Source organism: Bacteroides sp. M10, assembly GCF_014334015.1.
Lineage (GTDB): Bacteria > Bacteroidota > Bacteroidia > Bacteroidales > Bacteroidaceae > Bacteroides > Bacteroides intestinigallinarum.
The window spans coordinates 3,109,870-3,135,014 of record NZ_CP060488.1; the positions used below are offsets into that span (position 1 = coordinate 3,109,870).

At 42.4% G+C, this 25,145-nt stretch carries 13 protein-coding genes; 6 read left to right on the plus strand and 7 right to left on the minus strand.

The window, feature by feature from the left end; all coding sequences use genetic code 11:
* The first annotated feature begins 88 nt into the window (after positions 1-88).
* Both H8796_RS11055 and H8796_RS11060 read left to right on the plus strand, forming a co-directional pair.
* On the plus strand, positions 89-1,828 hold the full coding sequence (locus H8796_RS11055) for a pectinesterase family protein (RefSeq protein ID WP_187343973.1): 1,740 nt from the start codon (positions 89-91) through the stop codon (positions 1,826-1,828).
* A 165-nt stretch (positions 1,829-1,993) separates the two neighbouring features.
* Entirely contained in the window at positions 1,994-6,544 is a 4,551-nt protein-coding gene (locus H8796_RS11060; RefSeq protein WP_117934732.1) for a two-component regulator propeller domain-containing protein, read from the plus strand.
* A 10-nt stretch (positions 6,545-6,554) separates the two neighbouring features.
* Here the strand turns inward: H8796_RS11060 and H8796_RS11065 are convergent, their stop codons facing one another.
* The 7 genes from H8796_RS11065 to H8796_RS11095 form a co-directional block, all read right to left on the minus strand.
* Positions 6,555-8,051: a pectate lyase gene (locus tag H8796_RS11065; protein ID WP_117934734.1), complete on the minus strand. Its 1,497-nt coding sequence runs from the start codon at positions 8,049-8,051 to the stop codon at positions 6,555-6,557.
* Positions 8,052-8,086: 35 nt separating this feature from the next.
* Positions 8,087-9,748 (minus strand): pectate lyase, encoded by a 1,662-nt coding sequence (locus tag H8796_RS11070; protein ID WP_117934736.1) that lies wholly within the window; start codon positions 9,746-9,748, stop codon positions 8,087-8,089.
* A gap of 31 nt (positions 9,749-9,779) precedes the next feature.
* Complete coding sequence (locus H8796_RS11075; RefSeq protein WP_117934738.1) at positions 9,780-11,357, minus strand: pectate lyase; 1,578 nt, start codon at positions 11,355-11,357, stop codon at positions 9,780-9,782.
* Between the two features lie 93 nt (positions 11,358-11,450).
* The gene (locus H8796_RS11080) at positions 11,451-13,079 is read right to left on the minus strand and encodes a pectinesterase family protein (RefSeq protein WP_117934740.1); all 1,629 of its coding nucleotides are present in this window, start codon (positions 13,077-13,079) and stop codon (positions 11,451-11,453) included.
* A gap of 84 nt (positions 13,080-13,163) precedes the next feature.
* Positions 13,164-15,041, minus strand: a complete 1,878-nt coding sequence (locus tag H8796_RS11085) for a DUF5123 domain-containing protein (RefSeq protein ID WP_117934741.1) — start codon at positions 15,039-15,041, stop codon at positions 13,164-13,166.
* Positions 15,042-15,056: 15 nt separating this feature from the next.
* Positions 15,057-16,964: a RagB/SusD family nutrient uptake outer membrane protein gene (locus H8796_RS11090; RefSeq protein WP_004301514.1), complete on the minus strand. Its 1,908-nt coding sequence runs from the start codon at positions 16,962-16,964 to the stop codon at positions 15,057-15,059.
* A gap of 25 nt (positions 16,965-16,989) precedes the next feature.
* Positions 16,990-20,247: a TonB-dependent receptor gene (locus tag H8796_RS11095; protein WP_004301515.1), complete on the minus strand. Its 3,258-nt coding sequence runs from the start codon at positions 20,245-20,247 to the stop codon at positions 16,990-16,992.
* A 346-nt stretch (positions 20,248-20,593) separates the two neighbouring features.
* Between H8796_RS11095 and H8796_RS11100 the strand changes: the two genes are divergently transcribed.
* The 4 genes from H8796_RS11100 to H8796_RS11115 all read left to right on the plus strand — a co-directional run bounded on the left by H8796_RS11100 (position 20,594) and on the right by H8796_RS11115 (position 25,138).
* The gene (locus H8796_RS11100) at positions 20,594-21,388 is read left to right on the plus strand and encodes a LiaF domain-containing protein (protein ID WP_117934743.1); all 795 of its coding nucleotides are present in this window, start codon (positions 20,594-20,596) and stop codon (positions 21,386-21,388) included.
* Between the two features lie 3 nt (positions 21,389-21,391).
* Positions 21,392-22,210 (plus strand): LytTR family DNA-binding domain-containing protein, encoded by an 819-nt coding sequence (locus H8796_RS11105; protein WP_074556808.1) that lies wholly within the window; start codon positions 21,392-21,394, stop codon positions 22,208-22,210.
* Between the two features lie 118 nt (positions 22,211-22,328).
* On the plus strand, positions 22,329-23,858 hold the full coding sequence (locus H8796_RS11110; protein ID WP_117934821.1) for a pectate lyase: 1,530 nt from the start codon (positions 22,329-22,331) through the stop codon (positions 23,856-23,858).
* Positions 23,859-24,253: 395 nt separating this feature from the next.
* The gene (locus H8796_RS11115) at positions 24,254-25,138 is read left to right on the plus strand and encodes a hypothetical protein (protein ID WP_004305286.1); all 885 of its coding nucleotides are present in this window, start codon (positions 24,254-24,256) and stop codon (positions 25,136-25,138) included.
* Positions 25,139-25,145: the final 7 nt, after the last annotated feature.

The following is a 25,145-nucleotide window of genomic DNA, read 5'->3' on the forward strand; positions in this document are numbered from 1 at the left end:
GAGAAGCAAGGCGAATGATTGCCAGCCCGCTTGTGATTATCAGTTTCAAGCCTTGAAACTATTAGTTGTATTATAATTATAGATAAATATGAAGACACAAAGACATAAAATGTGGGGGCTGCTGGCAGCAGTTTTCATTCTTTTTTCTGCATTTCGTGCGGACAAACCGGTTATCACTATCTTCATGATAGGCGATTCGACCATGGCTAACAAGAAAATAGATGGAGGAAACCCCGAACGTGGTTGGGGAATGGTGCTTCCCGGATTCTTTTCTGAAGATGTACGGATAGACAACCATGCTGCTAACGGACGCAGTTCCAAGAGCTTTATCAGTGAGGGACGTTGGGAAAAAGTGATTTCCAAAGTGAAAAAAGGAGATTATGTCTTTATTCAGTTCGGCCATAACGATGAGAAAGCAGACTCTACCCGTCACACTGATCCGGGGACCACTTTTGATGAGATTCTTCGCCGCTATGTGAATGAAACCCGTGCCAAAGGTGGAATACCGGTATTGTTTAACTCTATCGTCCGTCGTAACTTTGTACAACCAAAGGATGACGTCATTGCAAAAGATGTTCGTCGTACACCGGGAGAAAAGGAACAACCGAAAGAGGGAACCGTTTTATTCGATACACATGGTGCTTATCTGGATGCTCCCCGCAATGTGGCAAAAGAATTGGGAGTGACTTTCATTGATATGAATAAAATCACTCACGACCTGGTGCAAGGACTTGGACCCATAGAATCTAAGAAATTATTTATGTTTGTCGAGCCCAATCAGGTGCCTGCCTTCCCGAAAGGCCGTGAAGACAATACTCACTTGAATGTATACGGAGCACGAACCATTGCCGGATTGGCGGTGGATGCCATCGGCAAGGAAATTCCGGAACTGGCGAAATATATCCGTCATAACGATTATGTAGTGGCTCAAGATGGTAGCGGTGATTTCTTTACTGTGCAGGAAGCAATCAATGCAGTTCCTGATTTCCGCAAAGAAGTGCGTACCACGATTCTGGTTCGTAAGGGTACCTATAAAGAAAAACTGATTATCCCTGAATCCAAAATCAATATTTCTCTGATTGGAGAAGAAGGTGTGGTATTGACTTATGATGGTTTTGCCAACAAGAAAAACGTATTCGGTGAGAACATGGGAACTTCCGGTTCGTCCAGCTGTTACATCTATGCTCCCGATTTTTATGCAGAAAACATCACCTTCGAGAATTCATCAGGTCCCGTAGGACAGGCAGTTGCCTGCTTTGTATCTGCCGACCGTGCCTTTTTTAAGAACTGCCGTTTCCTCGGCTTCCAGGATACTCTCTATACATACGGGAAGCAAAGCCGCCAATATTACGAAGATTGCTACATCGAAGGAACAGTCGATTTTATTTTCGGATGGTCTATCGCTGTTTTCAATCGCTGCCACATTCATAGCAAGCGCGACGGTTATGTCACTGCTCCTTCTACCGATAAAGGGAAAAAGTACGGCTATGTCTTCTACGATTGCCGGTTGACGGCTGATGCGGAAGCTACAAAGGTCTATTTGTCACGTCCCTGGCGTCCGTATGCACAGGCTGTATTTATTCGCTGCGAACTGGGGAAACATATTCTTCCTGTTGGCTGGAATAATTGGGGTAAGAAAGAAAACGAAAAGACAGTCTTCTATGCCGAATATGAGAGCCGGGGCGAAGGAGCTAATCCGAAAGCGCGTGCCGCTTTCTCCCAACAACTGAAAAACCTGCAAGGATACGAGATTACGACTGTACTGGCAGGCGAAGATGGATGGAATCCGGTAGCGGACGGACACAAACTGATAACAGTGAAACGTTGACTTGATGAATTTGTAAAGAAATGAATTACTAAGCAAAAAACAATGGATATATAAAAGACAATAGATCACTTGTCCTATAGAATGGCTCGATTCTGTTAAATAGCCGCTAAAGATTGCATAAAAGTACAACTATTTTTCTATCTTTACGGCACAGAACCGAGTTATATGATGAAGAAAACCTTAATTTCAGTAATTCTTTTGCTAGCTATTGTGTTCTCGACACATGCGCAGCAGCACTGTTTTTTCACCCACTATTCTACTGAAGATGGATTGTCCCAAAATACGGTGATGAACATCTTGCAAGATCACAAAGACAACCTTTGGTTTGCCACTTGGGATGGAATCAACCGTTTCAACGGTTATACCTTTAAAACATATAAGGCCCGTCAGGGAAACTACATCAGTCTGACCAATAATCGCGTAGACCGTATCTATGAAGACCGTTACGGTTTTTTGTGGCTACTGACTTATGATAATCGTGTTCATCGTTTCGACCCGAAGACGGAGACTTTCGAACAAGTACCTGCTGCCGGAGAGGAGGGGAGTGCTTTCAATGTACATACCATTGAGGTGATGCCGAACGGAACCGTCTGGCTGCTGACAGAAAATGACGGAGCCATCCGCATCCTAACTCATCCGAATGAGAATAATCGTCTGACATGGGATATTTATTCCAGTAAGACGGAACTGTTTCCCTCTTTGCATGTATTCAAAGTACATCAGGATAAAGCAGGCAATGACTGGCTGTTGACGGATAACGGCCTCGGCATGATCCGCTCCGGAAAGAAAGAACCAGATTCCTATTTTACGGAGACAAAAGGGAAGTTTGGCGGCATGAACCAAGCCTTCTATGCAGTACAGGAGCGGGATAAGGACATCTGCTTTGCTTCGGATCATGGACGTATCTGGTCTTATCAGAAAGATAGCGGAGAATTTACGTTGATCGAACTTCCTACAAAAGGGCAGATCACTTCCATTCACCCCGTTGCATCGGACGTTTCTGTAATTACTACCGATTCGGATGGTTTCTTTACTTATAACCTGCGGACCAAAACAAACGTGCATTACTCATTTTTGACTTGTAAGGCTTTACCCGCAAAACCAATCCTTTCTGCTTATGTAGACCGTTCTTCGGAAGTGTGGTTCGAGCAGGAAGAACCGGGTGTTGTAGCCCATTTTAATCCCTCGACCGGAGTGGTGACCCGTGAACAGATTCTTATTGAATACAGTAATCCCGAACGTTCCCGTCCGGCCTTCCATATCCATGAAGATGTAAACGGGTATCTTTGGGTACACCCTTACGGAGGAGGTTTCTCTTACTTCGATCCTCAAAAAAAACGATTGGTTCCTTTCTATAACGGACTGGGTAGCCGTGACTGGCGCTTCTCCAATAAGATTCATTCGGCTTTCTCCGACAAACAAGGTAATTTATGGCTTTGCACCCACTCCAAGGGATTGGAGAAGGTGACTTATCGGAATGTACCTTTTGCGATGATGACTCCCATGCCGCATGAACATGAATCATTGCATAATGAGGTGCGTGCCCTGTGCGAAGACAAACTGGGTAATCTGTGGGTTGGCTTAAAAGATGGCATGCTTCGTATGTATGATGCCGATAAAACTTATAAAGGATACCTGACCGAAAGCGGTATCGTTTCTACTACTGGTACTCCCATGTTGGGAACTGTTTATTTTGTTATTCAGGATTCGAAAGGAATAATCTGGATTGCAACAAAAGGAGACGGACTTGTCCGTGCTGAGCCGACTTCTTCCAACGGAATGTCTTATAAACTAACCCGTTATCTTCATCGTGAAGAGGATATGTACAGTTTGAGCGATAATAATGTGTATTGTATTTATGAAGATCATTATGGTCGTATCTGGGTAGCTACTTTTGCCGGAGGTATCAATTATATCACGGAGAATGAGGCAGGAAAGACATTGTTTATCAATCACCGGAACAATCTGAAAGGGTATCCGATTGATCCTTGCTACAAAGCGCGTTTCATTACTTCCGATCATAATGGACGCCTGTGGGTAGGTACAACTACGGGAGCTGTTGCTTTTGATGAGAACTTTAAGAAACCGGAGGATGTGCAGTTCTATCATTTTTCCCGTATGCCGAACGATACGCAAAGTCTGAGTAATAATGATGTTCATTGGATTATTTCCACTAAGAAAAAGGAACTGTATCTGGCTACTTTCGGCGGGGGACTCAACAAACTGGTATCTATCAGTAAGGACGGCCACGGAGAGTTCAAATCATATTCCGTACTGGACGGTCTTCCTTCTGACGTCTTGCTTTCTGTCCGCGAAGATAGTAAGGAGAATTTATGGATTAGTACGGAGAATGGAATTTGTAAGTTTATCCCGTCTGAAGAACGTTTTGAAAGTTACGACGAACGTAGTATTACTTTCCCAGTGCGCTTTAGTGAAGCGGCTTCCACATTGACGGCTAAAGGAAGTATGCTTTTCGGTGCCAGTGGGGGAGTCTTTATATTTAATCCCGACTCTATTCGTAAGAGTAGCTATATCCCACCTATCGTATTCTCCAAACTGATGGTGACTAATGAGGATATTACACCCGGAGATAACTCCTTGTTGAAGGTGGATATTGACGATACCGACCCATTGGTGCTCTCACATAAAGAAAATATTTTCTCCGTTCACTTTGCGGCACTTGATTATACCAATCCGCAGAATATACAGTATGCTTATATTCTCGATGGATTTGAGAAACAGTGGACTTTTGCCGACAAGCAGCGTAGTGTGACTTATACGAATCTTCCGAAAGGAGAGTATGTGCTCCGTGTTCGTTCAACGAATAGTGATGGTGTGTGGGTGGATAATGAACGTATACTGAACATTGTTATTCTGCCTTCTTTCTGGGAGACGCCGGTAGCTTATGTGCTTTATGTGCTTTTTATTCTGATTATTATTCTCGTAGCCGTTTATATCCTGTTTACTATTTATCGGTTGAAGCATGAAGTTTCGGTCGAACAGCAGATTTCAGATATAAAATTGCGTTTCTTTACTAATATATCGCATGAGTTGCGTACTCCGCTTACGTTGATAGCCGGTCCGGTGGAGCAGGTCTTGAAGAATGATAAATTGCCGGCTGATGCTCGCGAACAGTTAGCGGTGGTTGAACGGAACACCAATCGGATGCTCCGTCTTGTCAATCAGATTCTGGACTTCCGCAAGATTCAGAATAAGAAGATGAAGATGCAGGTGCAGCGGGTGGATATTGTACCTTTCGTCCGTAAGGTGATGGATAATTTTGAAGCTGTGGCCGAAGAACATCGGATTGATTTCCTGTTCCAGACCGAAAAGGAACATCTTTATCTTTGGGTGGATGCCGATAAGCTGGAAAAGATTGTATTCAATTTGCTTTCCAATGCATTTAAATATACGCCGAATGGCAAGATGATTACGATGTTTATCCGGGAAGATGAAAATACGGTTTCTATCGGTGTGCAAGATCAGGGTATCGGTATCGCGGAAAACAAAAAGAAGTCACTGTTTGTCCGTTTTGAGAATCTGGTAGATAAGAATCTTTTCAATCAGGCTAGTACGGGTATCGGACTTTCATTGGTGAAAGAGCTGGTGGAAATGCATAAAGCGACTATTTCCGTTGATAGTCATTTGGGAGAAGGGAGTTGCTTCAAAGTCGATTTCCTCAAGGGAAAAGAACATTACGATAAGGAAGCCGAGTTTATTCTGGAAGATGCGGATGCTCCGGCAAGAATGGGACAGGTAGTGGATATAGCCAATTCTTCCATTCAGTCTGAAACGTTGGTAAGTGATGATTCGGAGAAGATTGAGGATGTGTATGGGGAAGAATTTGCGAAAGAAGAGAACTCCAAAGAATTGATGCTGTTAGTCGAAGATAATCAGGAGTTACGTGAATTCTTGCGCAGTATATTTTCTCCGATGTACCGGGTGGTGGAAGCTGCTGACGGTAAGGAGGGGGCAAGCAAGGCTTTGAAGTACCTGCCGGATATTATCATCAGTGACGTGATGATGCCTGAAAAAGACGGTATCGAAATGACGCGTGAACTGCGTGCGGATATGACGACCAGTCATATACCTATTATCTTGCTTACTGCCAAAACTACGATTGAAAGCAAACTGGAGGGATTGGAATATGGTGCGGATGATTATATAACGAAGCCTTTCAGTGCTACCTATCTGCAAGCACGTGTGGAAAATCTGTTGATGCAGCGTAAGAAACTGCAAAGTTTCTACCGGGATAGTCTGATGCATATCAATATTTCTACCGGTCAGGAGGAAGTGCCTGTGGCTACGGATATGCCGTCTACTGAAGAAGATGCGTCCGAAACTCCACCTGCAACTCTCGAAATGTCTCCCAACGACCGTAAGTTTATGGATAAATTGGTTGAATTGATGGAGCAGAACATGGATAATGGAGAACTGGTGGTAGATGATCTTGTTCGGGAACTGGCTGTCAGCCGCTCTGTCTTCTTCAAGAAGCTGAAAACACTTACCGGATTGGCTCCGATTGAATTTATCAAAGAAATGCGTATCAAACGGGCTACACAATTAATAGAAACCGGAGAATTTAATATGACCCAGATTTCGTATATGGTCGGCATTAATGATCCGCGTTATTTCAGTAAATGCTTTAAAGCACAGGTTGGAATGACGCCTACGGAATATCGGGATAGAGTGGGGATGACACACCCCCACTCTTAGTTATCCGAATTTATTTTTTAGGGTACAGATGATTCACAAGGCTGTTCATATACATTTCCAGGTTTGTATATTCCGGGCTTAATGTATATTTGGCTCCGTCTGAAGGATCATTGGGATTAAGGTTGTATTTCTTTTCCCATTCATCGGGAATACCATCACCATCTGTATCAACAAGTGCTGTTTCTGATTTATATTCCGGCCATCCTCCTACATCAGACGGTTGGTCAATCATTCCATTCGTGCTTCCGTGAGAACCTTCGTAAGTATAAGTGCCTTTGAGAGTTTCATCTACGATGCGTTGGTCTATGGCGTCACGGCGATATGAAGCACCGGCAAACTCGAGAACATCTTTGTAGGCTTTCTTGGCAGGTTGCAAAGAAGTATGTTCGGCTATGTCAAATGCTTTTTTAGACAGTACTTCCTTTTCTGTGGCAAAGTCTTTTTTGATAACCAGTCCGTAAGAGTTATCCATATTCACTTTATAAAGAGCCTCTTTCTGCTTGTCGGTCAGTTTGGGACAGGTAGGATCCATATAGTTACCTTTGAAATAGAATACACCATGAACACCTGCTTTATTGTTGTTTTTGCCATCATCGGCATACGCTGTAAACAAGCGTTTGAAAGAACCTTTTGTCGCACTGAAAGGTCCCGGTTTATAGTAGTTATTTATAAAGTTGTAGGAACCTCCTTCACCGGCATAAGCGCCGTCACTGCCATAATTATAAACCACATTATTGAATAATTCCACTTTTTCATCTTCCGGACGACCCGTATAACGGCTTCCGCAAAGACGGGGTGTACGGTTAGTGTGATGGGCGAGTAAGTTATGGTGAAAAGTAGCAGGTTGTCCACCCCAGATACCTCCATAACCATGCGCTCCCTTTTCGTGGATAGAATTGGCGAGACTTTCACTGATGATGCACCACTGAAGTGTGAAATTACGGTTATCATAGAATGTGGCACATTCGTCCGTACACCAACTCATGGAGCAGTGGTCTATGATAATGTTTTGGTGCGCTTTTGTACCATTCATTGCGTCGTCACCTTTTTGTTTGATGTCGACTCCCATACGGGAACGGATGAAACGGACGATAACATTGTCTGCCTGAATAGAGAATGTATAGTTTTTCAGGCAAATGCCATCACCCGGAGCTGTCTGTCCTGCAATGGTCACATCACCATTGCTGAGTTTTAATGCTTTTTGTAGTTCAATAATTCCGCTAACCGCAAAGACAATAGTGCGGGGACCTTTCTTGCTGATAGCCCAGCGAAGTGTCCCTTCCGAACCGTCGTCTGCCAGGGACGTAACAGTGTATACAGCACCTCCGGCACCACCGGTGGTATATTTTCCTGCTCCGTCGGCACCGGGGAAGGCGAGAACTTTGGAACGATCCGGGGTAGGATAGTCCTTTGATGCTTTTTCAACCGAAATGGCAGGTTGCATGGCTTGTCCCACTAGAGGAAAAGCCAATATCAAACTACAGATTGCTAATATATTCTTTTTCATTATTAATTTATCATTTGGGTTCGAATTTACTAAAATTATTCTATAACACTGCCACCTGTCGCACCATTTACCATGATTTCGTGCACCAGACTATTGAGATACATTTCCAGATTAGTGTACTTCCCGTTTTTGTCAATAGTCGTTTCTTTTCCATCAGCAGATTTCTTGGGATTCAAACCATATTCTTCTTCCCAGTAGTCGGGAATACCATCACCGTCCGTATCTTTCACGTTTGCATTGGTTACAGATTTCAGAACATCGTAGGGATCATTTACTCCTAAGGCTGTGCAGACATCTTTCGGGTCGTTGATATATCCACTTTTGTTTTGTGAGTAGCCGGAAAGACCTTCCCATTTGCTGGCATCTCCCGTGCAACTTGCTTTTCTGTTTTTAACGTCGCTAATTATCAACTCGTCGACTTTATCACGATAGTTGCTGGCTCCTGCATAGCTCATCACACGTTCATAAGCCTCATCCGGCGTATGAGTTCTTACATTTCCTGCCTTAACTACCGGTGAACTTGATTTTATCTGGGTATGTTGGTTCCAAAGCTCCGTAGTTGCACAGTTCTTTTCATCCATTTGTTCAAATACGCCTTTTGTCCAGTTATCATTGCTAACAGTCGTATTGCCTACCACTTTATTTCCGTCGATATAAAACTTTCCCCAAGTTTGAAGCCATTTTTTGTAGGCTTCGCCGGAGTAATTTTCCGGATATACATCCGGCTTGGCGATGCGGTAAGCACGGTCTGCTTTACCACTTTCATCGGTTCCGGGGCCTGGTTTGTAGTAGTTGTTAACGATATTCACGTGTTGCGCTTCACCACCGTAGCAGCCTTCGCCTCCCCAGTTGTAGTAAACGTTGTTGCGCATATCCACTCGCTCTCCATCGTTGTTGTTCAGTGCTAATGTAGTATATCGGGGACCAAGGCGTGGAACACGGCTTTCGCAATGGGCTATCAGGTTATGGTGGTAAGAGGCATAGTTTCCTCCCCAGTTACCGCCATATCCGTGAGAAGCGAATTTGCCTGTGGCAGCATTGATCTTTACATCAGTCACACGTAAGGCTTGATAAGCTAAACACCATTGTACGGTAGAATTTTGCATACCATAGACAGAAAGACATTCATCGCTTCCCCAGCTTACTGAACAATGGTCGATGATTACATTTTGTTTGTCACAACCTCCTAATCCGTCGCAGTCTACGTTAGAGCTTCCGGGGCGGAAACGGATGAAACGAATGATGATATTGCTGGAATTAATCGTAAATGGATAATTGGCGATACAGATACCGCCCGGTGATGTTTGTCCGGCAATGGTCAGATCATCTTTCTGGGTTTTTAATTCCGATTTCAAATAGATGGTACCCGACACATCAAATACAATCGTTTTAGGACCGTCTTGTTTCATAGCCCAGCGCAGACTTCCGCTGATACTTCCACTGGCGTCGTCTTCAAGGCTAGTCACATGATAAACTTTTCCCCCGCGTCCTCCGGTGGTATTGCGACCGTGACCTTCGGCGTATGGGAAAGCAAGAAGTTCTCCATAATCCAGTTGCTTGACATCAGAAGATGTCCCACCTGGATTATTTGTTCCTCCACCTGTATCATCTACAGGATCGTTGGAAGAGCATGAGGTACATAATCCTGCGATGCTGAATGCAATAGCTACATAAAATAGAGATATTTTCTGCTTCATAATCTTTTAACTGTTTGGGGATATAGACGATTTATTTGTTGGGATACAACGTTTCTACCAGACTGTTGAGGTAAACCTCCAGATTGGTATACGTTTTACTTAGAGTATATTTGGAACCGTCGGCCTTACTTTTGGGGTTCAAACCGTTGGCAGTTTCCCATTCATCAGGGATGCCGTCGCCGTCGGTGTCTTTCGGACCGGTTTCCTTTTTATATTCCGGCCAGCCACCTACATCGCTGGCTTTATCAATAAGTCCCTTTTCACTGCCATTACTGCCGTCTGCCGTATAATTTCCGTTGCGAACGTTGGCTATGATGCGTTTATCGACATCATCATATTTTAAGGAAGCACCGGCATACTTTAATACTGATTCATAAGCTTCTTTTGCCGATTGAGTGAATTCGGATGCATCTTCGGAAATGGTAAATTCGTTACTTGACTGAAGTGCTTTTTCTCCTCCATCGGGTAAAGGAACGGCTTCTGTTGCATTGGGGTGTAACCCTTGCCAGTTGTCATTGTTTACAGAAGTAAGCAGAGATTGATATTCGGCTTTCAATTCAGGACATGTGCCATCAAAATAGTTTCCTTTCAGATAAAAAGTACCCCATATACCTTTGGTGTTTTTATTTGTACCGTCATCACCGTTAGGTTGGAAGATACGGTTTACAATATTTTTCTTGGTATTGGTAACTGGTCCGGGCTTGTAGTAGTTGTTCACGAAATTATAGCTTCCTCCTTCTCCTGCATAGCCACCATTGGTCGGTCCCCAGTTATAGAAAACATTATTTCGTAAATCGACTTTTTCATTTTCCGGTTTCCCTGTATAGCGGCTACCGCATAAACGTGGTGTACGGCTACTGTGGTGGGCTAATAAATTGTGGTGGAATGTAGCGGGTGATCCTCCCCATATTCCTCCGTAACCGTGATTACCTTTGGTGTGTACCGAACGATTCAAACTTTCGCTGATGATACACCATTGCATGGTAAAGTTAGTGTTATCGTAGAAAGAAGCACATTCATCAGTGCTCCAACTCATCGAACAATGGTCAATGATAATATTTTTATGTTGCTTTCCCCACAATGCATCACCACTGTCGGCTTCTGCTTCTGTTGTAAAGTTGTCCGATCCCATGCGGAAACGCATGAAACGGATGATTACGTTGTCCGCCTGTACGGATACGGGATGTCCTTTCAGGCAAATACCGTCACCCGGTGCACTCTGGCCGGCAATCGTTACATCTCCGTTGGTTATCTTCAAGGGGCTTTTCAGTTCTATCAATCCACTTACTGCAAATACGATCGTGCGCTTTCCCGTGCGATTTAATGCGTAGCGTAGTGTCCCTTGTGTTGTGTTATCTTCAAGCGAAGTTACTGTATACACTTCTCCGCCTGCTCCGCCGGTAGTATAACGACCTGCACCGTAAGCACCCGGAAAGGCATAACGCGTTTCGGCAGGTGTCTCTTCTTCACCACCTTCGTTCTCATTACCACCGTTACCGGTATTCTGTCCCGGTGTTTCATCAGTGATACTTGGGTCTTCGCTGCTGCAAGCAACCGATAGGTTGATTACACAGAAGCACAATAATCCCATTTTAATAGATTTGAGCATACAAATTATCTTTTAAAAAAATAGAGTTCTTTGTCTCATACATTATATTTGCTGATGATGTGACAAAGAACTCTTTATTAAATCTTATTGGTTTTATTCGCTTACTGTACCGTACTGGCTTACAGTTTTCACTGTATAAATATTGCTTTCGTCAGTGTTAGTCAGTGTAACGGTAGTGTCTGTAGTTTGCCCTGCATAGTTACCATTCATAAAGATGAGGTAACCGGCAGCACCGGATACTGCATCCCATGTCAGAGTGTTTCCCGACAGATTGACATTGGTAGGTGCTGCAAGGGGAGTTTCCATATACTCTTTCGGGTTCCAGCTGTCAATAGTTATTATATTCTCATATGTATATTTAGCAGCTTCGGATGCTGTTAGCACTGAACTCGTGAAGGAAACGTTTCCGGAGGTGATTGTTTTACTTTCCGCAATCATATTTCCATTCTTGTCGATAGTGTTATATTCAGCATATAGTGTAGGTATTTGTCCACCATATCCCCAGTGCGAATCTATAATATCCATTTTCAACTTGGTGTTGATCCAGACAGTTTTCGTGGTTGTTGCTTGGGAACGTCCGAATGAGAATTTTGTATCATCACCGTTTACCGTACAATCTTTTATAACATATCCGTATTTATCGCTTTCACTGGTACGCGAAGCAGTTATAACGCTACCACCGTCATTGCCTGTATTATAGAATGTACTGTTTTCGATAAGTACATCGCCACTTCCCCAGATATAATCTGTATGACCTTCAATCCATGAGTTATAAACGTATGCACGATGAGGGGTTGTATTGTTCCAATAACGGGTCCACCATGTATCCTGGTAGGAGACAAGCAAACAATTATTCAAAGCAAAGCGGTCTTCACGGTTTATCAAGGCTTCTGCCTGTCCGTTTTTACCTAAACCACCAGTGTGACGATTTGAGAATGCACCATAAAGATTGATGATTGAAATGTTTTCAGCATAAAAATCTGTGGCTTCAATCAACACTACTGTGTTTTGGTCTTCACTATATCCGGCTTTGCGGGCTGGTGAGTTTTCGTTGAAAATAGAATAAGGCCATGAGGTAGCATTACTTGAATCATCTACACGGTTTACTGCAAACTGGATTTTAACACCATCGCGGCTCTCACCGATTAAATGAACAAATGGTTTATTCTTATTGATTCGGACACATTCATTATAAGTTCCGTTGGCAATGAAGATTTTATAAGGACTGGTCGGTGGGGTAGTGATGGCGTTGATTGCGGCTTGGAGAGTAGTGTAATCACCATTCCCTTTTGAATCAACAATTGCATCGAATACTTTTCCACCACCCGAAATTTCAGATTTGGCAGTAAAGCTTAAAAAGAAGTCTTCGTCGTAAGCTCTTCCCTGCATATCCGTTAATGCTCCGGCAGGAACTTCGAAAGTACATTCTTTGTTTTCCATACCAGAGAAGGTATAACGTACTTTTTCGTAGTTGATGGATACACGCACTACTCCTCCGTTGAAATATATTTCTGTATCCGGAGCCTGACGCATGGCTTTGCTGAAAGTCAGTTCTACATATCCGCTCGGACCTACTACATCACCATCATTGATATTCTGTGAAATCAGAACAGGGATACTTGTATCTTCTGCATCATCGTTGTCATTACAGGAAGCACCTGTAAGAATCAACAAGAACAGAAGTAAGTATTTACTTATTGTATTGATTGAATTTGTATTCATAATATCTGTTGCTTTTTAGAGAAGATTCTCCGTCAAGTAAATGGAAATTCCAGACTTGACGGAAAACCTTGTAGTTTTATTTAGTTATTTGTTCCAACGTTGGTCACCGACTCTGTATTCTTCAGGAACATCTGCTCCAAAAGTCAAATCTTCACTTGAGCCATTAGGGAATAGCTGATCGGAAGTCAGAGGAAGACTAGTATAGTCTTTTCCCCAGTCGGTAGCACCAAATGCAAAGTCAGAAGCCTTATACAAGCCGTTTACGTTTAGAGTTGTAGCTACAGAACTTGGGTTGTAGAAAGGTTTAACTCCACCTTTGGCAAACAGGGTGTTTGATATAGTCATTGTCATATCTTTTGTATCTCTGCAGAAAGCATCACTTGCTGACATATCATAGAATGTGCAATCCTTGATTGTTATTGTACCGGTTTGTCCGGACTTGTGTCTTATGAATTGAGACGCAGAAGCTCCCTTGGCTACAATAACAGAAGTATTGGAAACCGCTAGGTTGAGAGTTGTTAATGTTACCTTGTCAGAAAGAAGTAATCCATAATGATTGGATGTTGCTGCTCTTCCCAATCCTTTGATGATACAGTCATCAATAGTAACAGACATAGCATTACTTGTACTTGCATTCATACGAACGATGCCACGGATATTGGTAATTGTACACGAGGTGACTTCTATTTCTTTGATGCAACCTGAAGCACCGTTTTGATAAATAAGGGTTGTATTTCCTTCATCGGTAATATTCAGATTATGGAATTCTACTTTATCACATATTCCGCTGGCACCTACGCCCTTTTTAATAGTCATATTAACCTGTCCGTCTTGACTGTCACCCCAGAAAATAAGGTGAGTCACGCCGGCAGCAATGCTTTCTTTTTCTTGTGCAAATCCTTCTGTTCCGGAAACATTGATTAATATTTTTCCTGAAAGATTATCCCAGTTGGCAAGGGCATCTTCCCATGTCATTTCAGTATAACCTGTCGGTTTACCTTTCTTAGTTGTAAAGGTGATACGAGAACATATAGAGCCGTTTGCGAAAGCATAAGCCGTATATTCCGTACTGGAAGCCAAACCTGTGATTGTTACCTTATGCGCAGCAATATCTGCTGGTGATAATTGGGTTCCTGATTCAGGTACTCCTTCGGTAGAAAGAACACAAGCATATTCATCTACATCCACCGTTTCTTCCCATGAGAATACAGCTGAATTTGCTGTTATATCACTGATGGTAGATTCGATTTCCAAACCAGGGATGGTAACAGTCTGTGAACCACGCGGATTATTTCCATTATAAATAGTAATCGTGTATTCAGTGAACGACTTCAAATTTTCAACCCATGCTTCACCTGCGGCAGCTTCTGTTGACGAAATAATACGTGAAGTTGCTTCTGTGGCACCCGTTTCCATGATTTCGAAATGATCGACTGCTAATCCGGCTTCCCATGACATGCGTACTTTTCCTTGACCTTCAGGTAAGTCTTCAGTAGTTGGGATATTCAGGATAGCTTCTTCCTTAACTGAAGCAAAAGTCTTTTTATAATTTACCCAACGAGATTCCTTCTCTCCGGAAATAGACTTGATACGCATATAATAAGTCGTATTTACCGCCAGATTATCCATTGTGTAAGGTGACTGCTTGATCCGGTTGGCAGGATCATTTCCATAAACGATATTTCCATTTTCTTCTGATCCCATTGGAGTCTCGTCAGTCATCTCGTTAGGACTAATCTCGATAATGTAATAGTCGGTATTGGATGTTGAGCTCCAAGTTACTACCGCTCTGGCTACTTTACTGTCTGTTTCTACACTGATTCCGTTTTCATCAGTTCCGAAAGGACGGCTATAGGAAGAGTCAATATCCCAATCACTTTTCTCTGTACACGAAGATACAGCCAAAGAGGCCAGGAGCATGAAAGCTCCCATTCCCAATATATTTTTTATATTCTTCATCATTTTACGATTTTAAGATTAATCCGAATAACCATAAGAGTTATGTAATTTACCGTTTGAGGTAGAGATGGTTGTAGAAGCTATCGGCAATAAATAACGATTCTTCACAGCCTTGTTCAATCCGCCAGAAATACTAGGCAAGTTTACTTTCAGATTCTTTTGCTCCTTGTCACTGGTTTCAGCACCGAAGAAGCTCTTGTTTTCATATTCTCCACCTACTTTAGCTCCAAATACGAGAGAAGTCATATCGATATACATCGGATTGTCCGTGCGATATTTATAGTTCACATACTGTGGATATGTACCATTATACACTGCATTTGTATATTCGTTTTTGAACTCGTCTATTTTTTCGCTCAACAGGTTCCAACGGATTAGGTCGAACTTACGAACACCTTCTCCTGCCAGTTCCCATGCATTTTCGTCAACAATTGCATCGAAGAAGTCTTTTCCCATTAGAGCAGTCCATGCAGCATCACGTTTGGTTGCATCGGTGAAAGCACGGTCGTGTACTTCTTTCAGGGCTGCTGTGGCTGTTAATGTACAACCTTCGGCTGTTGCACCCTTACCATAAAGTTCGTTCACAACTTCGGCATACATCAGCAATACTTGCGGATAACGCATTTTCACTACGTTGATACCGGAACAAACTTTCTGATCGCTGGCCAATACAGCTGCGTACCATTCAGAGTTTTCCATCATCTTACGATAATCCCATTTTCCACAATAAAGACCGAAAGGAGCATTTCCTAACATATATTCTTTAAATACTTTGGTGTTTTTGTCTGTAGAAAGTTGTGAAATAGCACAAGTCAGATCGCGGCGGATATCTCCTTCGCCAAACGACAGATAATAAGGAGCAGTCAGTTTCAACTTACCGGATGAGTTACCTTTCGGACCGAATAGGGAACTGGCACCGTTTATACGATATCCGATAGTATATCCTAGCTCACCACTTTTGTTCAGTCCCATTGGAATCTCGAACAGGTTTTCTTGATAAGTCTGATCTAGTTGTCCGATATTTATTAAACGCCAGTATTCTTCTACAGAAGGATTCAGTTTATGTTTTCCTGAACTGACAACAGCTGCCAGATGTTTTTCGGCCAATTCGAATAGTTCTCTACGTTTGGTATCGCTGCAACGTTGAGTAGGATAAGTAGCGTCACTGTTATCTCCGGTGATATATCCGTCTTTAGCTTGTTCGCGGATAGCATATCCGGCACGTGTCATTGCAATGTTAGCCAAGAGAGCGTGAGCATAGCCTTTGCTTACATGTTCGGTTGTATAACCGTCTTCACCAGCCCAAGGTAAATATCCGATAGCTTCCTCGAGTTCGATTATCAATTCATCCATGATATCGTCACGGTCTGCCTTTCCAATATAAACATTAGACAGGTCGCTGTTGGAAGATTCTGTTTTGAAAGGAATATCACCGAACAAGCGGATCAGATCGAAATAAATCATCGCACGCAATGTCATCGCTTCTGCACGGAATCTCATCATGCTGGTACGGGTTGCTCCTGCTTGTTGTATCAGTTGGCTATTGTTTATACCATCTACTACCAGATTCGCATTCTCGATTACTCCGTACATGGCATCCCATACTTTGGAAAGTTGTGACCATCCCGGATTAGCGTTGTAGTTCATATTACCACGTTCGCTGGACGTGTTGCTTGCATCCGTACCCAAACCGTCAATCAGTTCACAGTCGGTATTGGTTCCGGCAATGATAGGCAGGAAGTTAGAATAAGTCTGGTCTTGCGTCAGGCTGCCGTAAACTTTATTAAGTGCCAATTCTGTATAATAGGCATTATTAAAAGTTGATTCATTATCCAATTCAGACGGTGAGGTCTGATTCAGGAAGTCCGAACAGGAAGACAGGGCAATTAACCCCAGCCCCAGGAATAATGTCTTATATATTTTCATACGATCAATCTGTTTAATGTTTTAATTAGAATGTAACGTTAATACCACCCACAAATGTGCGGCTCTTAGGATAAGCGGCGTAATCTATGCCCGGAGTCATCGCATTTTTCTTACTGCTTGTATCGACTTCAGGGTCTGCTCCGCTGTAGTTAGTCCAACAGAACAGGTTATATCCTGTCAGATAGATTCTCACATTCTGCATAAACGCTCTCCTCACAATTGTTTTCGGAAGAGAGTATCCGATAGTGATGTTATTCAAACGCAGGAATGAGGCTTTTTCTACTGCATAATCAGTCAGCTGCATGGTAGTAGCGCTGGCCGGATTGTACATATTGGCGTTAGCGTTTATTTCATTCAGACGTAATCCTGCTGTTGTCATGTCTCCATAGGTATTAAGGACATCTGTAGAGCTGGACGACAGGTTTAAACCAGTTTCTGGATCAATCCATGTGTAACGGTTAGACAGTCTGAAATCATTGTTTAAGTTATAACCGGTTCTTGAACCTGAACGGAAAGAAGCTGCCAGTTTTGTTCCATTGACAATTACATTTCCGAGAGAGTAGTTGAAGAATACATTGAAGTCGAAATTACCTACGCGACCATCGAATCCAAAACCACCGGTTGTAGGAGCGATAGTGTTACCCAAACGTTGTTTGAGAGGGTTACCATCTTTATCACATTCCAGTTTCAAACCACCCGGATAGTATTTACCACCGGTGATAGTAGGACTGTTATCTTGCATTCCGTCTTTTAATCCCCATTCGCTACCTGCCCAAACCAGTTCGCCGGTAGGGTTGGTGACAGGATCATATACGGTATAATAACCGTTTGTCTTATATCCCCAAACTTCACCCAAACGTCCGCCTTTCTCTACGCGGAAGTCTTCGTATTTGGCCATTGTACTACCTGACCAGTTACTACTTTGCCAGGGAGAGTCTGTATTCAGTTTATCAATGCGGTTGCGGTTGTAAGCAATGTTGGCATTGAAGTTCAAAGAGAAATTCTTTTTATCAAATAAAACAGCACTAACAGACAATTCTACACCTTTATTGGATGTCTGTCCGAAGTTCTTGTACTGATAGTTATATCCGGAGAGAGAAGGAATTTCAGTACGCATCAATAAGTCTCTGGTTGTATTCCAGTAAAAGTCGATAGCACCGGAGATACGATTGTTCCAGAATCCATAGTCAATACCGATGTTACGGGTTACTGTTGTTTCCCACTTCAAATCGGGGTTGTATAAGTTCGTTCCATGTTCCAACATGGTAGTGCTTTCTCCGTTGAAGAAAGGATTGCGTGCATCATTACCTCCCAAAGAGTAAGTGGTGGAAAGCAAACCGGAATTGATACGGTTGTTACCGGCAGTACCGAAGCTTAAACGTAGTTTCAAAGCTGACAGCCAGTCTTGAGTGTTACTCATGAAAGCCTCGTCAGAGATACGCCATGCCAAAGCTGCTGACGGGAAAACACCCCAACGATTTCCGGAACCGAACTTGCTCGAACCGTCTGCACGTACTGTAACAGCAAGCAAGTATTTATCCATCATGGTATAGTTTACACGGCCAAAGAATGATAATATGTTTTCTTTTGCAGCAATGGTAGATTGGTTGGCTAAAGCTTTGCCCGAACCCATATTTGCTTTCATATCATCGAAATTCATAGTGACAGGGAAAGCTACAGATACATTTTCGATTGATTTCCTTTGGCTGCTGCTTACTTCATGTCCGATCAATACATTGAGTTTATCACGACCTTTGAACAGTTTTTTGTTATCATAGGTCAATGTGTTGGCATTACGCCAGCTCATCGTCTTTTCTCTCAACAGGTAGGCTTGTGGCTGACCGTTATATCCATATTTAGAATTAGATACTGCATCTACTCCCCAATACTGTTCTGTATCGTCAAACTTCCATCCATATCCGAATTCGGAACGGAATGTCCAGTTCTTGAATGGTTTCCAGTTTAAACCTACATTGTAGTTCTGGTTGAAAGTATTGCGGGTTTTATCTGTTGCAAGCAGACGTTCCAATGGAGATTTCTGTTGTGCCGAACTGTTTTCTTCGTCGTCATCACTGTATTTAAGTGAATCAACCGGACGGAATACGGTAGCATTAGCCACAGTTGAATTGGCTGCATTGGATTCATTGGTATCAGCACCACCACCTAAACCGTCAATGGTAGAGTAACTTAACCGGGCGTTAAAGTCCAGTGTCATCCATTTATTCAGTTCTGATTTAATTTTTGCATTTACATTGTCTTTTTTGAAGCCGGAATTAAGCATGATACTTTTTTCTTCATTATGGGCATAGCTGACACTATAAGTCATTTGCTTGGTTCCGCCACTTACATTAATGTTATATTGTTGCTGGTTTCCAGTACGTCCGAACATCTCGTCTTGGTAATCGGTACCATCAATAGAACGCCAGATATCCATATCGGCAAAGTTACCATAATCCAGAGAACCGATTTCACGCTGATAAGCAACGAAATCGTAAGGACTCAAGACTTCAGTCAGTTTGGTTACCTGTTTAAAACCGAAAGAAGCACCGAAGTCTACTTGCGTTTTACCTTCTTTTCCGCTCTTGGTAGTAATGATGATTACACCATTTGCACCACGGGCACCATAAATGGCTGTGGAAGAAGCATCTTTCAATACGTCGATGCTTTGAATTTCCGAGGGAGCGATATCACTAATGCTTGAAACAGGGAAACCATCTACAATATATAAAGGAGAGTTATCCTGTGATAGTGAACCACCACCGCGAACACGGATCTTTATATCTGCATCGGGAGAACCTTCAGTAGTAGTAACACTAACTCCGGCAAGTTTACCGGTAAGGGCTTCAGATGCACTTGCTACTGGTATAGCAGCTAAGTCTTTGGCACTAACAGAGGCTACAGAACCGGTTAAATCTCTTTTATTGACCGTACCGTAACCAATTACTACGACTTCGTCCAAAGCTTTCGAGTCGTCGACCATTTGTACATTAATTGTTTTTCTACCTTGAACGGCTACTTCTTGAGTTTTCATACCTATGTATGAAATAACCAATGTTTTTTTGCCATCAACTTTAATAGAAAAATTACCATCTAAATCTGTAATCGTACCATTGGTAGTATTACCTTTTTCTACAACAGAGGCTCCAATAACAGGCTCTCCGCTGGTGTCTTTCACGTTACCTTTTACGGTAATCGTTTGCGCAGATACGCTAAGCGATATTGCTGAAAATAGTATTAGCAATAAGGAGCGCATGTTTTTCACTTTGTTAGACATTCTTTGCATGTTTATTAATTAATGGTTGTTGTTTGATATTTCATAAAAATCCCGATGAGAGTTCATTCATCGCTACAAAAGTATGAGAATGAAGATATAGTGATGTGCAATATTTGTTTTTCACCTCGTATTTTTTGTTTTTTAGTTTGTTGCGAGGTGTAGTTATTAGCTTTGAAGGGTGTTATTTGTGTTCTAAAGGCCGGCAAATATACGAATCAGAGATTTATAAATTGATTTTTTCACCGGTTTTTATCCGGCATTCATCGGAATTTATACCGTAAATCAACTGAAAAGCCTGTGGAAGCATAGGGAAATGATGTATCTTTGAACCATTAATCAATTAATAATAGAAACAATGGAAGAGAAACAAAATTTTCCCCGCGCTACAGGCTTTTCCGGTAAAATACTGATAGCTTTGCTTTTTATCCTTTCCGGGATTCTACTGTTTGCCCGTAATATGGGATGGATAACTTCAGAAGTATTTGATTTGATCGTATCCTGGCATTCACTCCTTATATTATTAGGTATATATGCAATGATTCGCCGCCATTTCATCGGTGGAATCATCCTTTTTCTGGCGGGTGTCTATTTTCTGATAGGAGGACTTTCCTGGTTGCCGGAGAATTCACAGGCAATGGTGTGGCCCCTCGCTCTGATAATAGCAGGTATTTTATTTATCTTCAAACCCGGCAGAAATAAGAGGGCGCAATGGGCTCGTCAGCATACAATGGAACATCGTCGGCAATGGATGAAGATGCATCAGGGTAGACCCGGCATGAACTTTGAGAGTGAGCAACAACAATCGGAATCAGTAGATGGCTTTTTGCGTTCGGAGAATGTCTGGGGAGCTGCACGTCACGTAGTACTTGATGAGTTGTTTAAAGGAGCCATGATTCGTACCTCTTTCGGAGGAACAACTATTGATCTTCGCCATACCCATATTGCACCGGGAGAAACCTATATTGATTTGGATTGCAGTTGGGGAGGAGTCGAGATTTATGTCCCGTCGGATTGGACAGTCGTGTTCAAATGCAATGCTTTCTTTGGAGGATGTGATGACAAACGCTGGCAAAATGGGAATGTAAACAAGGAGAGTATATTGGTCATTCGTGGAACGCTTTCTTTCGGAGGTTTGGAAGTTAAAGACTAGCGTATGAAAGCACATCCGATAATAGATTATCCATTCCGCTGGATTCCGATGCTGGTGCTGGCGTTGATTCTGGTTGCGACACAGGTGGCTTTAGTCTGTGGATATACCGGAAACGACTATCTTCCTGCTCTGGTAGATGGAGTGGCAACAATTGGTTGGCTGGCAGCCATAGCCTATTTGGCCTGGTTTGTGGTCGGTCTTGTTTCGTTGTTCCAGACGGATATAATCATGATAATCGTTGGAAGCCTGTTATGGCTGGCGGGTAGTTTTATGATCTGTGATATCATGGTGAGGATTGTAGGCGTATCCTATATTCCTTTTGCGCAGACAATACCTTTCCGGTTACTGTTCGGACTGCCAACCTTGATTGCCATTACTTTATGGTATCGCCTGATCGTAACTAAAGAAGAAGTACAGAATCAGGAACTGGATAAAGAATTGGCTGCGCATCAGCTAACTGTGACCGAACAACAAGGAGAACCACAGACAGAATTAATAGATCGCATTACGGTGAAAGACGGTTCCCGCATTCATCTGGTAAAGACAGACGAACTGATCTACATACAAGCCTGTGGAGATTATGTAATGTTGATAACCCCTACCGGAGAATATCTGAAAGAACAAACTATGAAATATTTTGAGACCCATCTGTCTCCTGATACTTTTGTTCGTGTACATCGTTCTACGATTGTCAACGTAACACAAATTTCGCGAGTCGAGCTTTTCGGAAAAGAAACTTATCAGTTGTTATTGAAGACTGGCGTGAAACTAAAAGTAAGTCTTTCCGGTTACCGGTTATTAAAAGAGCGATTGGGGATCTAAAATTTGTTCAATCTTATCATAAAAACTGATTTTTCCCCCATATCGGTCAAAAAATGAATGTCAGAATGAAAAGCTTCCACTACTTTTGTTTCCATCATCTAATAATGTGAATAAGGAAATGAAAAGAAAATTAGTTTATGTTTGTCTGCTGGCAATGGTTGCGGGAGGAATGATGTCCTTTTCCTATGACATACCCGAAAAACAGGAGACAGGCGTCCGGGAAGATCGAGTGATCTCTTTTCCCGGAGCTGAAGGACACGGTAGATACACGACAGGCGGCCGTGGTGGTAAAGTGTATCATGTGACTTCTTTGGAAGACGATGGTTCGCAGGGGACTTTACGTTGGGCTTTGAAACAAAATGGACCTAAAACGATTGTCTTTGATGTGGCAGGTACGATTTATCTGAAATCGGAATTACGAACAGGGAAAGATCATCTCACCATTGCAGGACAGACTTCTCCCGGAGGGATCTGTCTGGCTGATTATGGCTTTTCTATTAATTCTAATAATGTAATTATCCGTTTTCTTCGTTTCCGCCCCGGAGAAGTCAGTGGGAAAGAACCCGATGGGTTGGGCGGCTGTGATAAAAAGGATATTATGGTAGACCATTGCTCTGTCAGTTGGAGTGTGGATGAATGTCTTTCCGTCTATGGTATGGAAAACTCTACGGTACAATGGTGTATTGGCTCTGAAGCATTAAGAAAAGCGACTCATGTAAAAGGGGCACATGGATATGGAGGCAATTGGGGAGGACATAAAGCTTCTTATCACCATAACCTGATCGCTCACTGTGAGAGTCGCGTGCCTCGTCTGGGCCCTCGTCCTTCTACATTAGCTCTTGGCGAATGTGTTGATATCCGGAATAATGTTTTCTACAACTGGGCTGGAAACGGCTGCTATGGCGGGGAAGATCAGCATGTCAATATCGTCAATAACTATTATAAACCGGGACCGGCAACAAAACAGGCTTCCAAACAGGTGCAATATCGTATTGCCAAAGTCGGAGTTTATCCGCAAGCTTATGTTTACGTTGATGGAGAACCCAAAAAGAACTTAGCTTTTCAACCTTACCTGCAGAAATGGGGAACTTTCTATATTGATGGAAATAAGATAGAAGGAAACAACAAAGTTACTGCCGATAACTGGATGGACGGAGTCTATGCCCAGTTGAAGAATGATGAAAAAGTAGATTTCCTCTGGACAGAAGATGCCAAAGAATCTATCCGTCTGAAAGAACCTCTTGATTTTGGAGTAATCACTACTTATTCGGCTGACAAGGCTTATGAACAGGTAATGAACTATGCAGGTTGCTGTAATTATCGTGATGAAGTAGACAAACGTATCATCTCCGACACCCGGAAAGGAACGGCAACTTTCACCGGAGAAGGAAATAAACCCGGATTTATCAATAGCCCCAAAGACACAGGCGACTCTCCCTGGCCAGAATTATCAATAGCAGGTCTTTCGGCACCGGTAGATTCGGACGGTGATGGCATACCTGATGAGTGGGAAATAAAAAACGGACTTGATCCGAATAATCCCGTAGATGGAAATACAAAAACGAAAGATCCGAATGGACAATATACGAATCTTGAGGTATATTTGAATAGTTTGGTGCAACATATAGTCGATGCACAGAACAAATAGGTAATCAGCAATTCTCCGTTCAATGCGGTGAATTTAGATGATATGCCCTTCAGGTGTTTTATGATAACACTTGAAGGGCATATCTTTTTTGTACATGGCTATACTTGAGGGGCACTTTTTTACCCCAGTCCGTTTTTTACTCCTTTTCTACTAAATCTTACTCTATCTTCTCTTGCTTAATCCTCAATTTTGCACTGGTGAAAGAACAAAGAATTCACTCTAGCGAAAAACATCATTAATATACAATGAAAATCTAAACAAATGAGAAACATGAAGCCAGCACTTATAATAGCCAATCCTCCTTAGGCTTGAATCCGCCTTTTAAAGAAAAAGGGCATAGAATTTTTATTCTTTTAATAATTGCATATCTTTAAATTATATATAAACTAATATTTATGAAACATCTAGCAAGTTTATTTCTTCTGTCATTTCTGCTTTGCTGTTCTTGTTCACAGCAAATGGATGATGAATGGAAACCGAATGAACAACTTCCCAATGTGCCCGAAACCCACCCGGTTGGCGTTTCTTTCAGTAGGGCTAGTCTTGAAACTTTTGCTGAACATGGAATTACAGAGGTCGGTGTTTATGTCTACCTGCAAGATTCCATGGTATATGGAAAAAATCTCCCTTTAAATAATGGAGATTTAAAAGTTGACCTTCCTTTAGGAGAAAATCTGCAAACCTTCATCGTGGCAAATGCCGATCATCTGGTGGATACAGATAGTCTTTCCAAAGTGGTAGTTTATCAGGATGCTCATATTCAAAAGCCGGTTTATATTTCGGATGTCGTAGGCTTTACTTCAGATAACTCGGTCAGTTCGCTCAACGTAGAATTGAAACGTTTAGTCGGGCAAGCAGTGTTCCAGCCGAAAGAGACGGAGGAGGAATTGAGTGCTATCACTCGTTTTGACCAGTTGAATGTCACTTTTACAAATGTGGCAATAGGCTATAAAGTAAAGAGTAAAGAATGTATTACAGAAAATGTGACCATCTCCACTAATCTTTCTACCGGCTTTGGAGCTTCGGTTTATTCATTTCCCACAGTGAATGGAGATTCCAGAACATCTATAGATGTGGTATATCTGAAAGGAGGCGAGGAGGTGAATCGCATCATCAGCCCTCTTGATACCGGTATAGGCTTTGAGTCTTCCAAGCGTTCTACCGTACATATGAAAATTACGGATGAGAATTACTTGGACGAGCCGTGGCCTTCGGTACGCACAGTCATGTATAAGAGTACATCCACTCAACCGTTTACAATAGAAGTTTCAGAATTTTAAAACAGGA

Bases quoted from the DNA above. Each gene is read 5' to 3' on its own strand.
- H8796_RS11055 (WP_187343973.1), top strand. From the start codon at position 89: ATGAAGACACAAAGACATAAAATGTGGGGGCTGCTGGCAGCAGTTTTC.
- H8796_RS11060 (WP_117934732.1), top strand. From the start codon at position 1,994: ATGATGAAGAAAACCTTAATTTCAGTAATTCTTTTGCTAGCTATTGTG.
- H8796_RS11065 (WP_117934734.1), bottom strand. From the start codon at position 8,051: ATGAAAAAGAATATATTAGCAATCTGTAGTTTGATATTGGCTTTTCCT.
- H8796_RS11070 (WP_117934736.1), bottom strand. From the start codon at position 9,748: ATGAAGCAGAAAATATCTCTATTTTATGTAGCTATTGCATTCAGCATC.
- H8796_RS11075 (WP_117934738.1), bottom strand. From the start codon at position 11,357: ATGCTCAAATCTATTAAAATGGGATTATTGTGCTTCTGTGTAATCAAC.
- H8796_RS11080 (WP_117934740.1), bottom strand. From the start codon at position 13,079: ATGAATACAAATTCAATCAATACAATAAGTAAATACTTACTTCTGTTC.
- H8796_RS11085 (WP_117934741.1), bottom strand. From the start codon at position 15,041: ATGATGAAGAATATAAAAAATATATTGGGAATGGGAGCTTTCATGCTC.
- H8796_RS11090 (WP_004301514.1), bottom strand. From the start codon at position 16,964: ATGAAAATATATAAGACATTATTCCTGGGGCTGGGGTTAATTGCCCTG.
- H8796_RS11095 (WP_004301515.1), bottom strand. From the start codon at position 20,247: ATGCAAAGAATGTCTAACAAAGTGAAAAACATGCGCTCCTTATTGCTA.
- H8796_RS11100 (WP_117934743.1), top strand. From the start codon at position 20,594: ATGGAAGAGAAACAAAATTTTCCCCGCGCTACAGGCTTTTCCGGTAAA.
- H8796_RS11105 (WP_074556808.1), top strand. From the start codon at position 21,392: ATGAAAGCACATCCGATAATAGATTATCCATTCCGCTGGATTCCGATG.
- H8796_RS11110 (WP_117934821.1), top strand. From the start codon at position 22,329: ATGAAAAGAAAATTAGTTTATGTTTGTCTGCTGGCAATGGTTGCGGGA.
- H8796_RS11115 (WP_004305286.1), top strand. From the start codon at position 24,254: ATGAAACATCTAGCAAGTTTATTTCTTCTGTCATTTCTGCTTTGCTGT.